Origin of the sequence: Rhodocyclus gracilis, from assembly GCF_009617575.1 — a bacterium.
GTDB classification, from domain to species: domain Bacteria; phylum Pseudomonadota; class Gammaproteobacteria; order Burkholderiales; family Rhodocyclaceae; genus Rhodocyclus; species Rhodocyclus gracilis.
Map to the genome: position 1 here is coordinate 67,833 of NZ_WIXJ01000002.1, position 12,428 is coordinate 80,260.

Genomic DNA, 12,428 nt, shown 5'->3' on the forward strand with positions numbered 1-12,428 from the left:
GGCTGGCCTCAGTAGATGTCGAACGCGTTGCGCGTCTTCTCCGGCGCCCTGGGTGGCGGCGCCGGCGGCACTTCAGCCGGCGCCGCCGAGCGTGCTGCGGGCGGCGGGGTGGTATTCGTCGGCGCCGGTTCTTCAAGCGCCTTGATGATCTTCTCGCGGATGCGTTCGTCCGACAGTTCGGATCGGGCGAACATTTGGCAGTGGCAGCGGTTGCAGGTGACGACGGCCAGTTGAGACTTGCTTACGCTCACACGCGCGCGCTCGCTGCCGCATGCGGGGCAGCGGTAAAAGCCGATTGCGTTACTTGCCATGTTGGAGTTCCTTCACTTCTCGGTTGAGGGCGACCAGTGCGGCCAGCACCGGCTCCATGTACTGGGCAGCGACGAGCCGGATGTGCACCGGCGCCTTCTCCCACTCGGCGACGGCCTTCTGTACGCACTGGTCGGCGGTCATGCCGTCAGTTCCTCTTCATTTTTGGCGGCGGCGGCATCGAGCCGGCTTTCGAGTTCTTCCAGTTCGCCCAGGGCGAGCTTGATCAAATCCCACCCAGAGTCTTGCGGGATGCGGCTCTGCGCCTCTTCGATCTTTTCGCGGACGGATCGCAACTGTTCTTTCACGGTTTTCCTCCTAGTTGATGGCGTAGCGGCCAGCGAAGGCGCCACGGATGACGACGGCGCCGCTGTTGGTCGGCGCTATCGATGCGATGGCATTGACGTAGTCGTCAATGTCGGCCTGACACGTTGCGTCGGCCACGTACCGCATGAAGTCGGGCAAGCGGGCGCGGCGCAGGACGGTCTGGAATTGCTCGGTGGTGAGTTCGCCGACTTCGATCTGTTCCGGCAGCCGCGAATCGTCGGCGGCGATTTCATCGTCGGTGCGGTCGCTGTCGACGCCGAGCGCCTTCTTGAGTCCCGGCGTCCACGTGATCGCGCGCTTGCCTGCGATGTGCTTTGCGTATTCGCGGAAGCGGCACGCCGCCCACGCGTCGCCGTTGCCGGCCCATGTGAGCAGCTGGAAGGGCGTGAAGTGCATCAGACCTTGCCGCTCGCCGGCCGCGCCGGTCTTCTGGTAGCTGGCCGTCATTTCTGACGACGCGCCCCAGCGCTCATCCCGGCCATACTTTGCGATGTACTCTGCCGCCTTCGTTCCGCCGCGCACGTTGAAGCTGTGCTTCATCATGTCGGTGACTTTCGAGCGGTCGCCGAAGCCCACCTTCAGCAGCAGATTCACCCACTGCAAGCGAAGCTCGGCTATCTCCGGGCTGTCGAGGTCGCCATGTTCGTTGATCGGAGCGCCCTCGCCCAAGCCGCCGGCCTTGGCGAACACGAGCATGTGGACGTGCGGGTGCCAGCCGTTCTCTTGGCTGATCGTCAGTTCGAGCGCCGACACTCGGCCGACGCAGCCGGCTTGCTGCATCAGGCGCTTCCAGGTGCGCGAGTTCTGCATGCGCTGGCGGACGTTGGCGAAGCGCTCAAGCATTTCGCCGAGGTCGTGGTCAGCTTCGTGCGGAAAGGTCAGCGTGAAGAGGTAGGCCGCACCGCCGTTTCCGACGTGCGCCGTCATGCCGGCGGACAACTCTCGGCGCCGCTCTTCGCAGATGCGCGCCGCGCATACTGGGCACGTCCAGATTTCACCGCAACGGTTCAGGCCGGTGAGGCTGCTACCGCTGCCGTCCGCGTTGCGGAAGACGCCGACGCTACCGCTTTCGCGCTTGAGCGACCGGCAGCACCAACAGGTGCGGTGCTGCTCTTTCCACTCGACGCCCTTCTGCCAGAGCAGCCCTTGCGCGGTGCGCTGGAGGGCGTAGCGCCCCGCCGTCGCGGCTGGCGATTTCGTCTTTGCCGCGCCGCCCGCGTGTAGGGATTTCGTGTAGATACCGAGAGGGCGACCGGCGCCCGCAGAGACGGCCGCGCTCATGCCGCAACCCTCCGGTCGACGGCGCACGAAGCGGCGACGGAAACGAGCCATGCGGCCATTTCGGCCGGCGTGTGTTCGCGCTCTGCCTTCGAGCACTCCGGGTAAGCATTTCTGTTCTTTTTTCTGCTCGTCGCGATCACGTGCGAAGGCTGATCGATGCGCAGTCGGAAGGCCGGCAGCATTGATGGCGAGACGCCGACGACATAGAGCCAAGTGCGCTTGCGCGCTCGATGCCCGAGCCAGTGCTGATCAAGGCAGAAAGTGAAGCCGCCGAACTGGTCGAACCCTTTACCTGGCAGCGGCAGGCCAGCGGCAGGCCATAGCGACGACTGCGCCGGATGTTCGAGCACGCCGCCGAACTGGCGAACGGCATCGATCGCAAAGAAGGCCAACGCCTTTTCATCCTCGCGCGGCTTGGCAAAGGCGCGCAGACGGCCCCAAGCACGGCACGGCGGATGCGCGACGACGGGCAGCGGCCCGGCGTAGGTGCGCGCGTCACGATCGATGTCGTAGACGTCGCAGCCGGGCATGGTCTTGTAGATCGAGTCGCGGCGAGCGAAGAGGACAGCGACCATCATGCCAGCACCGTCCAAAGTACCAGCGCGAAGCCGGTAGCGGCAGCGCCTACGGACGCGACGAGACCGGCGAACTGCAGCCGGCGGCGGCGAATCTCGGCGGAGAAGATGGCCCGCTGAATGGGCAGCATGCGTGGATGGCTCATCATGCCGCCAACCCGATCTGCTGCTTTTCCGGCAGTAGCCGGTTCAGGTACGCCTGCAGTTCGAGCGTGCGCGCCTGAATCGCCTGGCGCTCGAGGTGGCTCAGTTCGTACCAGCGGCAGAAAACGAGATCGATGTCGAGGCCGGCGGCGTTGAGCAAGACGACGCGCACCTGTGCGCCGGTCGCTTGCTCCCACAGGTCGCGGAAGCGGATGTCGGGCATCATGAGGCACCGCCTTCCTCGCGCGCTTCGATCATGGCTTCGGCGAGCGCGTAGCATTCGCGAGCGATGGCGCTGGCGAATTCTCCCGGCTCAAAATCGGGCGCAAGGCTCGCCAGATAGCCCTGCAACGCCTTGCCGGCGAAGTAGTCGCGCAGCGTCATGCCTGGATGCTTGACGGTGAATTCTTCCTGCCCGCTTGAGCAGATAGCCCCTCTGCGTTCGACGTGCCTTATCTGGATGACTTCGCACGGGAAAGCCGGCTGTTTTCCGCTGGCGCTCATGATTTCCGCCTCGCTTCGAAGTCTTGAGCGGTGGCGAACAGCTCGGCCGAGACGCGGTTCTTGGCGCAATAGCGCAGGGTGGCGAACCAGCCCCAGCGCTTCAGGTTCTGCGCGGCGCGGATTGCGGCGGCGGCTGACCCTTTACGATCTGTTTCCATTGCGTTGTCTCCCCAGACGATGGCCCCAGCGTTTCGGTAGGTGCCAGTCCCGGCCCTCGCTACTGTGCTGGGGAGACAGAAAGTGGGCGCGCTTGGGACTGGCGACGCGACTTATAGCGCAACGCTGCCAAACCATGCAAGAGCGCTACGTTATTGCAGCGCTCTTTACCTAGCGCATATCCTCTGCATGTCCATTCAGTCTGGGGAGACGTTCATGGAAACAACTGCTGATGTTATTGAGGCACTAAAGATCAAGCTTGGTGCGAGGTCTGACTATGCCATCGCGAAGAAGATGGGTTGGTCAACGTCCCGCGTTTGTAACTATCGAAAAGGTCGGGCAAACCTTGACGATTTAGCCGCTTTTCAGGTCGCCGAGATTCTTGATTTAGACCCAGCAAAACTGATCGCTCTGAAGCACGCCGTGGCAGCAAAAAACGAGGAAGAACGGGCCACTTGGAAGGCCATTCTTGAGCGTCTCGGCGGCGCTGCTGCCCTTGTCCTGCTTGGCGTTGGTCTTGGTGGATCGCCCTCGCCCGCTCAAGCCTCTCAAACTCAGGCTTCCGAGACTTTTTGTATTATGTAAACTTATAAGCGTGACAGAATAAACGCATGCGCCTTGATCGTTAGCATCAAGCCCCTTCTCCACAACATCGCTCTCGAGCGACAAGTGACAACACAGCGGACGAGCCTGAACGATAATCAGCGCTTCACTCTTGGAAAAACGCAGATGCTCCTGATCGACTTCTCCGATGCGCAGGCAAGTGGCGACTGGCAGGCGATTGGCGATCGTGTCATGGGGGGCGTCTCGCAGAGCGTCTGGCTACCGCAGGAGCTGAGCGGTGCTGCCTGCGCCGTATTCACCGGAGTTGTATCGCTGGCCAACAACGGCGGTTTCGCCTCGGTGCGTAGCCCGGATGTGTCGTGGGACTTGCGCGAGTACCGTGCGCTCCGCCTTACGGCGCGTGGCGATGGGCGGACTTACAAATTGTCCTTGAGCGATGACGCGGCTTTTGACAGCGTGCAGCACCAGAGCATGTTTGCCGCGTTCCCCGGCGATTGGCAGTGCATTGACTTGCCGTTTAGCGGTTTCGTCGCCCGTCGGCGTGGCCGAACGCTAATCGATGCTCCGCGCCTTGATTGCTCGGCGATCCGGCGCCTTGGGCTGATGACCGAACTGCGCCAAGGCGGGCCGTTTCGGCTGGAGTTGCTTCGCGTGGAGGCTGTTTGAGCCAGCGCAGCCAAGGATTGGCGATTTGCGCCCTCCTCCCCGCTGGCTTTTGAGAGGCGAGCGATGCGCGTAGCGTGAGAGGCACATGCAACCCGGCGCTCGATACCGGGTTGCACGCGTAACCGTCTCGGACTCAGGCCGTAAGACGAGCCGCTTCGATCGCCGAAAACTCTTCAAAGGCCGCCAGAGCGTTGGCGGAGTACATCATCGAAGGGCCGCCCCCCATGTAGACGGTCATTCCCAGACACTCCTCGACTTCCGCACGCGTCGCCCCCAGTTTGACCAAGGCTTGGGTATGAAAGCCGATACAGGCATCACATCGCGCGCCCACGCCAAGCGCCAGCGCGATCAGTTCCTTGGTTTTTTTATCGAGCGCGCCGTCGCGGGAGGCGGCGCGGGCGAGTTCGGAGAAGCCCTTCATAACGTCGGGAATATCGACGCGAAGGTGCGCGAGTTGCTTCGATACCGATTGCGTCAGGTCGCGGTAGCTGGTGGTGGCGGTGCTCATGATGTTCCTTTCGTGGTGAGGGTGTGTCGGCGGCGCGTTCTGCACACCGCGAAGATGTGTTTGTCCGGAACATCGCTTGTCGTAAGAGCGCTGACGAGCGAAGCGCGCTAGAATCAAACAATCCACTTGCAAACAATATATAAATATATATATTGTTGTCAACCTCAAACGGCTAAGAACATGGACACCTCAGCGACGATGGTCGACGTTGAAGAACTCCGGGGCGCGGCGACGCGAACTGTCGGAGTGTTGAAAATCCTGGCGAACGAGGATCGGCTCTTGCTGCTCTGCCAGCTTTCGCAGGGCGAGCGCTGCGTCAGTGAGCTCGAAGAACAGCTAGGCATTCGCCAGCCGACTCTCTCGCAGCAGTTGGGCGTCTTGCGTAGCGAAGGAGTGGTCGCCACCCGCCGGCAGGGGAAAAACATCTACTACAGCGTCGCCGAGCCGGCGATGCTGGAGATCCTCGCCCTGCTCTACCGCCTCTATTGCCCACGGAGCGAGTCTGATGGCGATTGACTGGGCCGCTTTCACCCCTTTATCTGCCCTCGCCGGCGGGACGCTGATTGGTCTCGGCACTGCCTTGCTGCTGCTTGGTAACGGCCGCATAGCCGGCATCAGCGGCATTCTGGGCGCCTTGCTGCGGCCGGCGACGGGAGAAATCGCCTGGCGCGTCGCCTTCGTTAGCGGCCTCATCGCCGCGCCGTTGCTGTGGCCCCTGCTGGCGCCGCGGCCGGTCGTGCATGTCGAAGCCGGCGCCCCGGCGTTGCTTATCGCCGGCCTGCTTGTCGGCCTCGGAACGCGCTATGCCTCTGGCTGCACCAGCGGCCATGGCGTTTGCGGCTTGGCGCGCCTGTCGAAACGCTCGCTGGTGGCAACGCTCGTCTTCATGGCGAGCGGGGTGTTGACCGTAGGGATCACCCGCTATTTCTTGTTCGCATGAGACGCACGGCCATGCCACTACTGAACGCCCTGCTATCGGGCCTGATTTTCGGCGCGGGATTACTGCTGTCGGGCATGGCCAATCCGGCCAAGGTGCTTGGCTTTCTTGACGTTGCCGGCGCCTGGGACCCGTCGCTGATGCTGGTCATGATCGGCGCCATTGCCGTCGCTTTCTTGCCTTTTCGCTTTGCCCGTACGCGGACAAAAAGCTGGCTCGGCGAAGCGATGAGCCTGCCGAGACGGCAGCAGATTGACCGCCGCTTGCTTCTCGGCAGCGCGCTCTTTGGGATTGGCTGGGGAATCGCCGGCTTCTGCCCCGGCCCCGGACTTCTCTCCATCGGGCTAGGGCTGCCGCAGGGGCTGCTCTTCGTACTTGCCATGCTCGCCGGCATGGCCTTGTTCGAAGTAATTGAGCGTGCGCGCGCGGCTAAGCCGTCGCCGCCGACGAGTCGCTGACGAAGCGGTAGCCCACGCCGGACTCGGTGAAAATGTGGCGCGGGCGCGTCGGATCGTCCTCGATCTTCTTGCGTAAAAATCCCATGTATACGCGCACATAGTGGCTGTCTTCGACGTGCGACGGCCCCCACACGGCCTTCAGCAACTGCCGGTGCGTCAGCACCGAATCGGGGTTGGCAATGAGATAAGCCAGTAGCCGGAATTCGATCGGCGTCAGGTGAATCGGCTGCCCTTCTTTTTCGATCAGGCGCTTTCCCAGATCGATTCGCAGCTTGCCGAACTCATAGACACTCGCTCCGCCAGCGCTGCCGCGTGCGCGCCGTCGCAAGTGCGCCCGGACGCGCGCCAGCAGTTCAGCGACGCCAAATGGCTTCATCAGATAATCGTCCGCGCCGGCATCGAGCGCCGCCACCTTGTCGGCCTCTGCCGTGCGCGCCGACAGGACGATGACCGGAATTTCCGACCAGGCGCGGAAGTCGCGAATGAAATCGATCCCGTCGCCGTCCGGCAAGCCCAGATCGAGGACGATCAGATCGGGCTGGCGCGTACCGGCTTCGATCAGCCCGCGTTTCACCGAGTCCGCCTCGAACACCTGCCATTGCTCGTCTTCGAGCGCCAGACGAACGAAGCGGCGGATGTGGGCCTCGTCTTCGACGACGATGATCACCGGCTTGTTATCGGCCATTAATGCCCCTCCGCGTTATCCGTCAGTTCGGCGGCGGCGAAATCCGGAGGATTGCCGCGCGGTAGCGAAAACTCGAAGCGCGCGCCGCCTTGCGGGCGGTTGTGGGCGTGAATCTCGCCGCCGTGCGCTTCGATGATGGCGCGACAGATCGCCAACCCGAGGCCGACGCCACAGGTCGAGCTTTCGGCCTGCCCGCGCTCGAATTTGCGGAAAATCAACTCTTCCTTACCCGGCGGGATGCCGGGACCGCTGTCTTCCACCCAGACATGCACCTTACGCTCGGAAAGCTCGGCGCCAATGCAGATCGGCGTTCCCGCCGGCGTATATTTCGCGGCGTTTTCGAGAAGATTGCAGAACACGCGTTCCATCAGGACGAAATCGATCTCCAGCAGGGGCAGGTCGGCGTCGAGCGCCACCTGAATGGGGTGCCGACCGATGCCACGTTCGATGATGCGCAGCGCGCTGACGACCACTTCGTCGAGCGGCTGCCACTGGCGGTTCAGCGTCACCCGGCCGGCCTGCAGGCGCGCCATGTCGAGGAGGTTATTGACCTGACCACTGACGCGCAAGGCTTCCTCTTTCAGCGACTGCGCGATCTCGGCCTGTGCACCACTCGGTGCCGGACGCGTCAGCAGGAGCGAATCTGCCAGCCCGACGAGGACGCTCATCGGCGTGCGCAAGTCGTGCGAAATCGCCGACAGCAGCGAATTGCGCAGGCGCTCCGATTCCATCTGGACGGTGCTGTTGCGCGCCACTTCGACGTAGTGCACGCGTTCGAGCGCAATGGCGATGAGCGAGGCAAAGGTATCGAGCAAACGCCGCTGCTCCGGGATCAGCAGGCGGTCGACACTGCGCAGTTCGAGGGCGAGCACGCCGCGCAGGCGCATCGGCGCTTTCAGCGGCAGATAAAACCCCGGCGTGGCGGCGAGCGTATCCGTGCCCTGCCCTGCGACTTCGCCATGATCGAAGGCCCACTGGGCGATCTCGCGATCGACGATCGGCAGGCCGTTGAGCGAGGGCAGCGGAGCTTGCAGGTGATCGTTGTCGTCGGCAAGGAGGAAGGCCGCCTTCGCGCCGAATTCGGCGACGATGAAACGCTCGCCGATTTCGGCGATCTGCTCCGGCATCAGCGCCGCCGAGAGGTCGCGCGACATTTCGTAGAGCGCGCGCACGCGCTGTTCGCGGCGAGTCGCCACGTTGGCCTGGTATTTGTAGCCTGCCGTCAGCTGACCGGTAATCAAGCCGACCACCAGCATGACGAGGAAAGTCATCAGGTACTGAACGTCGGTGACCGCAAAGGAGATGCGCGGCGGCACGAAAAAGAAGTCGAAAATCGCCACCGACAGGAAGGACGCCAGTACCGATGGCCCCCGGCCATACCGCACGCTGACCAGCACCACCGCCAGCAAAAACAGCATGACAATGTTGGCGAGGTCGAAAATCGGAAAGAGCACAGCCCCGGCCAGCCCGGCCAACGCGCAGGCGACGGCTGCCATGGCATAGGAGGTCCACGGCGTCGTCGATTTTTCGCTGACGGTCTGCCGCTCGAAGCGCGTGCGCTCTTCGTCGCCTTCGCTGCTGGCGACTTCGATGATATCGAGATCACCGGCGATGCGGCCGACGCGCTCGGCGAAGGATCGCCGCCACGGACGCCAGTTGCCGCCGGTACGGCAGACGACGATCTTGGCGAGGTTGTGGTCGCGGGCATATTTGACGACCAACTCCTCCGCGCTGTTGCCGGAGAGCGTCGCCGTCTGCGCGCCGAGGTCTTCGGCAAGCTTGAGATTACGCAGTATGCGGTGACGGTTGCGTTCCGGCAGACGTTGCAGATCGGTGGTCTCGACGTAAACCGCGTGCCAGGGCACTTCGAGGCGGGCAGCGATACGCGCCGTGCTGCGAACCAGTTTTTCGCTGCCCTCGCCCGGCCCGATGCAGGCGAGCAGGGAATCGCGCGTCTGCCATACCGAGGAGACGAATTTTTCGCGCCGGTACTGCTGCATTTCGTCGTCGACGCGGTCGGCTGTGCGGCGCAAAGCCAGTTCGCGCAGGGCGATCAGGTTGCCCTTGCGGAAGAAATTGCGCACGGCGCGCTCGGCCTGGTTGGGCAGATAGACCTTGCCGTCCTTCAGGCGCTGCAAGAGTTCGTCGGGCGTCAGATCGACCAGCACGACCTCGTCGGCAGCATCAAACACCTTGTCGGGCACCGTTTCCCAGACGCGGATGCCGGTGATCCCGCTGACGACATCGTTGAGCGTTTCGAGGTGCTGGACGTTGACCGTCGTGTAGACGTCGATGCCGGCCGCAAGCAGTTCGTCAACATCGAGCCAGCGCTTGGGATGACGCGATCCGGGCGCGTTCGAATGCGCCAGTTCATCCATCAGGATCAACTGCGGCATGCGCGCCAGCGCGCCATCGAGGTCGAATTCGCTCAGGTTGCGTTCGCGGTAGGCGATCTCGCGCAAGGGCAAACGTTCGACGCCCTCGGCCATCGCCTCGGTGTCGCGGCGGCCATGTGTCTCGATGACGCCGATGAGCACATCGACGCCTTGCGCCTGCTGCTGGCGGGCCGCGCTGAGCATGGCGTAGGTCTTGCCGACGCCAGCCGAGGCGCCAAAAAATATCTTCAGTTTGCCGCGCCGGGCGCGGCTTTCCTCCTGCTGGACGCGCGCCAGCAGCTGGTCAGGATCGGGGCGTTGCGTATCTCGCAGGTCGGGCATCGAAAAAATCCGGCAAAGCGCGTCAGATCTTTGACGTGCGGAAGGTGTCAGGTTGGGTCGGCATTACGGCATCGTTCGCCGCCTCGTCCGGACCAAGACGGGCGCGCGCCGCCGCCATCTCCGCCAGCACACGGGCGCGTGCCAGTTCGGGAAAGCGTGCCTTGCAGCGCGGCGAGCACGGCTGTGCGCGGCCATAAGACAGACGATGCAGAATCGCCGGGATCGCGTGCCACCGCTCGCAGACCGGGCAACAGTGCAGCACATCAGGCGCCCTAGGCGGTGTGTTCGGCATAGCGCGCGAGCGCCTTGGCTTGCGGGGCAATTGAAGAGGAGACGATGAAGGTCGCGCTTCCCGATTCATTCTCCAGCGCCAGCGCCAGACTGGGAGCGGCCACGCCGCTCACCGCCAGACGCGCCGAGGGCCCGTAGGCGGCGAGAAAGAGCTTGAGTGCCGTCAAACCGAGCCGGCTCGCCGGGAAACTCGTTTGCGTCATCGAGCCGTCTGGTGAAAGCGCGGCGATTTCCAGTACATCGTGTCGGGCGGCAATCCCGACACATAGGTCCGTTTGCATGCGTACTCCTCTGGTTGCTCAGGCAAGGTTCGCGCACCCGCGGTGCGCGCCCTCCCGGAGCAATTGTGCGACTTGCGTAGCGTCACAGCATAGGCGCAGTCGCTGGCGAAGTCGTTGATCGGCGAACAACTGCGTTGCCTCGGCAAAAAGATGCAGGTGCTTTTCCGTCGCCTGCTTGGGCACCAGCAAGACCAGCAGTTCGGAGACGGGCAAGCCATCCGGCGCATCGAAAGGAATCGGCGCCGCCAGCCGGATGAAAAGCACATACATCCGCTCAGCGTCCTGCACGCGCGCGCAGGGTATGGCGACGCCATGCCCGAGCGCGCTCGAGCCGATCCGCTCGCGGCGCCGTAAACCGTGGGCAACGCCATCGGCTGAGACGCCGTAGGTGTGCGCCATGTGCTGGCCTACAGCCGCGAACAGATCGTCCCGGCTGGCGGCGGCGAGGTCGAGCAGGACATCGCCGACCGTCAGGTGCTCGGCCAGTGTACTCGCCATGGCCGGCGCCAGCATCCGCTCCGGCGCCGCCATCAGCAGGCGGCGCAGCGGAGTCGACCACTCCATCAAGGGGTGACGAACGGTCATGGCGGCGACTCGCTAGAAGCTCTTGCCGAGCGAGAAGACGACGGTCGCCCGACCCGCATCGCGCGTCTGGCTGCCGTTCTGCGCGCCCTGGTTATTCATCGAGTTCGAGAAGCAGTAAGGCTGACTGCGCCCGCAATCGCCCTTGGCATTGGTGTCGACATAGGCCGCACCGACGACCCAGCCGTCGATCTCCTTGCTGGCGCCGAGCTTCCAGTCGGTATAGCTGCCGTCATTAAGATTCCGGGCGTGCAGACGGCCGACGTGGCCGTTCAGGCTCCAGCCTTCGCCGAGATCGATCGTCGTCGACGCGTCGAGATACGAGGTGCCGCGCGTGTCCGGCGTTGAGAAGTAGTCGTCGATCGCGTAGGAATACTTCAGGGCCAGCATCTGCCAGCTTGCGCCGATGTAAAGCTCTTTGTTATCAATCGATCCGCTGTTTTTCTTCGAGTTATTTGTCAATGTCGCATCGGTACCGGGATAGGCGTAATAGATGGCGCCGACGTCGAAGAGAACATCGCCGACGCTATGTTTGATGCCGCCGTAGAAGTCCATTTCCAGGTTGCCGCCGGGGTAGCCGGCGCCGGAGCTGACGTTGGAGTTCCAGTTGCCGAGGTATACACCGCTGGCGTGCGTGTAGTCGAAGCCGCCTTGTAGGGCCGGCTTGCCGAAGGTCTGATCGATGCCGCGGAAGCGGTAGTTGGAAAAGAGGCCGAGATTGCCGGTCAGCGTGTTGTCGGCGGCGGGAGCGCTCTGCGCCAGAACACACGGGCTGCTGAGGGCGGCGGTTGCCAGAAGGACGGCGGAGGAGAGAAGTCGACGCGTAGAAAGCATGAGCAAGGATTCCTGTGAATTAACGGGTGGCATCGAGGGCCAGATTGAGAGCCAGCACATTGACGCGCGGCTCGCCGAAGACGCCCCATTGACGTCCTTCGGTATTCTTTTCAACGAGGGCGCGGACACGCTCGACCGTCAGTCCGCGCGCCTTGGCGACGCGCTGAACCTGCCAGTCGGCGGCGGCGGGGCTGATGTGCGGATCGAGGCCGCTGCCGGAAGCCGTGACGAGATCGACGGGGATCGGGCGGTCGTTCTCCGGGTCGGCGGCTTTGAGCGCCGCTACCCTGCCCTGCACCGCGTCGACCAGCGCCGGATTCAACGGCCCGAGATTCGAGCCGCCGGAAGCCGTGGCGTTATTCGGCTGCGGCGCCGTCGCCGACGGACGCCCCCAGAAATAGCGCGGGTCGCTGAAGTTCTGGCCGATCAGGCGCGAACCGATCTCCGTACCGTCGCGGCTCACCAGGCTGCCGGAGGCTTCTTCGGGAAAAAGCTGGCTGACGACACTCGTCACCGCCAGGGGGTAGAAGGCGCCGGTGACCAGCGTCAGCAGGATGAACAGGCTGACGCCCGGACGCAGCAGATGTTGCAAAGCGTTTTTCATGTGAC

The 12,428-nt window shown here is 63.5% G+C and carries 21 protein-coding genes; 5 read left to right on the plus strand and 16 right to left on the minus strand.

Features of this window, described 5'->3' with window-relative positions:
* Positions 1–8: 8 nt before the first annotated feature.
* The 9 genes from GHK24_RS03475 to GHK24_RS03515 are packed head-to-tail and all read right to left on the minus strand — an operon-like array spanning position 9 to position 3,298.
* Positions 9–311 (minus strand): hypothetical protein, encoded by a 303-nt coding sequence (locus tag GHK24_RS03475; RefSeq protein WP_153469130.1) that lies wholly within the window; start codon positions 309–311, stop codon positions 9–11.
* Positions 301–453 carry a hypothetical protein gene (locus GHK24_RS03480; RefSeq protein WP_153469133.1) on the minus strand — a complete coding sequence of 51 codons (153 nt, stop codon included), beginning with the start codon at positions 451–453 and terminating at the stop codon, positions 301–303. The genes GHK24_RS03475 and GHK24_RS03480 overlap by 11 nt, the downstream gene beginning before the upstream one ends.
* On the minus strand, positions 450–617 hold the full coding sequence (locus tag GHK24_RS03485) for a hypothetical protein (RefSeq protein WP_153469136.1): 168 nt from the start codon (positions 615–617) through the stop codon (positions 450–452). Before GHK24_RS03485 ends, GHK24_RS03480 begins: the two co-directional genes overlap by 4 nt.
* A 10-nt stretch (positions 618–627) precedes the next feature.
* Positions 628–1,917, minus strand: a complete 1,290-nt coding sequence (locus GHK24_RS03490; protein WP_153469139.1) for a protein rep — start codon at positions 1,915–1,917, stop codon at positions 628–630.
* Positions 1,914–2,447, minus strand: a complete 534-nt coding sequence (locus tag GHK24_RS03495) for a hypothetical protein (RefSeq protein WP_153469142.1) — start codon at positions 2,445–2,447, stop codon at positions 1,914–1,916. Before GHK24_RS03495 ends, GHK24_RS03490 begins: the two co-directional genes overlap by 4 nt.
* A 44-nt stretch (positions 2,448–2,491) precedes the next feature.
* Positions 2,492–2,641: a hypothetical protein gene (locus tag GHK24_RS03500; RefSeq protein WP_153469145.1), complete on the minus strand. Its 150-nt coding sequence runs from the start codon at positions 2,639–2,641 to the stop codon at positions 2,492–2,494.
* On the minus strand, positions 2,638–2,862 hold the full coding sequence (locus tag GHK24_RS03505) for a hypothetical protein (RefSeq protein WP_153469148.1): 225 nt from the start codon (positions 2,860–2,862) through the stop codon (positions 2,638–2,640). The genes GHK24_RS03500 and GHK24_RS03505 overlap by 4 nt, the downstream gene beginning before the upstream one ends.
* Positions 2,859–3,140 (minus strand): hypothetical protein, encoded by a 282-nt coding sequence (locus GHK24_RS03510; RefSeq protein ID WP_153469151.1) that lies wholly within the window; start codon positions 3,138–3,140, stop codon positions 2,859–2,861. Before GHK24_RS03510 ends, GHK24_RS03505 begins: the two co-directional genes overlap by 4 nt.
* Entirely contained in the window at positions 3,137–3,298 is a 162-nt protein-coding gene (locus GHK24_RS03515; RefSeq protein ID WP_153469154.1) for a hypothetical protein, read from the minus strand. The genes GHK24_RS03510 and GHK24_RS03515 overlap by 4 nt, the downstream gene beginning before the upstream one ends.
* A 214-nt stretch (positions 3,299–3,512) precedes the next feature.
* Between GHK24_RS03515 and GHK24_RS03520 the strand changes: the two genes are divergently transcribed.
* Positions 3,513–3,881 (plus strand): DUF3693 domain-containing protein, encoded by a 369-nt coding sequence (locus GHK24_RS03520; RefSeq protein WP_194286366.1) that lies wholly within the window; start codon positions 3,513–3,515, stop codon positions 3,879–3,881.
* Between the two features lie 144 nt (positions 3,882–4,025).
* Complete coding sequence (locus tag GHK24_RS03525) at positions 4,026–4,526, plus strand: CIA30 family protein (protein ID WP_153469160.1); 501 nt, start codon at positions 4,026–4,028, stop codon at positions 4,524–4,526.
* 133 nt (positions 4,527–4,659) lie between these two features.
* On the opposite strand, the gene GHK24_RS03530 is transcribed toward GHK24_RS03525, so the two are convergent.
* Positions 4,660–5,034: a carboxymuconolactone decarboxylase family protein gene (locus GHK24_RS03530; protein WP_153469163.1), complete on the minus strand. Its 375-nt coding sequence runs from the start codon at positions 5,032–5,034 to the stop codon at positions 4,660–4,662.
* Between the two features lie 180 nt (positions 5,035–5,214).
* Here GHK24_RS03530 and GHK24_RS03535 point away from each other — a divergent pair, with 180 nt between their 5' ends.
* From GHK24_RS03535 to GHK24_RS03545, 3 genes are read left to right on the plus strand one after another with little or no spacing between them, the layout of a single operon-like run.
* Positions 5,215–5,550, plus strand: a complete 336-nt coding sequence (locus GHK24_RS03535) for an ArsR/SmtB family transcription factor (protein ID WP_153469166.1) — start codon at positions 5,215–5,217, stop codon at positions 5,548–5,550.
* Positions 5,540–5,974, plus strand: coding sequence for a YeeE/YedE family protein (locus GHK24_RS03540; RefSeq protein ID WP_194286367.1), 435 nt, complete (start codon positions 5,540–5,542; stop codon positions 5,972–5,974). The genes GHK24_RS03535 and GHK24_RS03540 overlap by 11 nt, the downstream gene beginning before the upstream one ends.
* Before the next feature lie 11 nt (positions 5,975–5,985).
* Entirely contained in the window at positions 5,986–6,429 is a 444-nt protein-coding gene (locus tag GHK24_RS03545) for a YeeE/YedE family protein (protein WP_153469172.1), read from the plus strand.
* Here GHK24_RS03545 and kdpE read toward each other — a convergent pair.
* From kdpE to kdpC, 6 genes are all read right to left on the minus strand, one after another.
* Positions 6,401–7,114 (minus strand): two-component system response regulator KdpE, encoded by a 714-nt coding sequence (gene kdpE / locus GHK24_RS03550; protein WP_153469175.1) that lies wholly within the window; start codon positions 7,112–7,114, stop codon positions 6,401–6,403. The genes GHK24_RS03545 and kdpE overlap by 29 nt on opposite strands.
* Positions 7,114–9,831: a two-component system sensor histidine kinase KdpD gene (kdpD, locus tag GHK24_RS03555; protein ID WP_153469179.1), complete on the minus strand. Its 2,718-nt coding sequence runs from the start codon at positions 9,829–9,831 to the stop codon at positions 7,114–7,116. Before kdpD ends, kdpE begins: the two co-directional genes overlap by 1 nt.
* A gap of 272 nt (positions 9,832–10,103) precedes the next feature.
* Positions 10,104–10,403: a hypothetical protein gene (locus tag GHK24_RS03560; RefSeq protein WP_153469182.1), complete on the minus strand. Its 300-nt coding sequence runs from the start codon at positions 10,401–10,403 to the stop codon at positions 10,104–10,106.
* A gap of 18 nt (positions 10,404–10,421) precedes the next feature.
* Entirely contained in the window at positions 10,422–10,988 is a 567-nt protein-coding gene (locus tag GHK24_RS03565; RefSeq protein ID WP_228384525.1) for a PTS sugar transporter subunit IIA, read from the minus strand.
* Between the two features lie 12 nt (positions 10,989–11,000).
* Positions 11,001–11,819: a TorF family putative porin gene (locus GHK24_RS03570; RefSeq protein ID WP_153469185.1), complete on the minus strand. Its 819-nt coding sequence runs from the start codon at positions 11,817–11,819 to the stop codon at positions 11,001–11,003.
* 19 nt (positions 11,820–11,838) lie between these two features.
* Positions 11,839–12,423 carry a potassium-transporting ATPase subunit KdpC gene (gene kdpC, locus GHK24_RS03575; protein WP_153469188.1) on the minus strand — a complete coding sequence of 195 codons (585 nt, stop codon included), beginning with the start codon at positions 12,421–12,423 and terminating at the stop codon, positions 11,839–11,841.
* Positions 12,424–12,428: the final 5 nt, after the last annotated feature.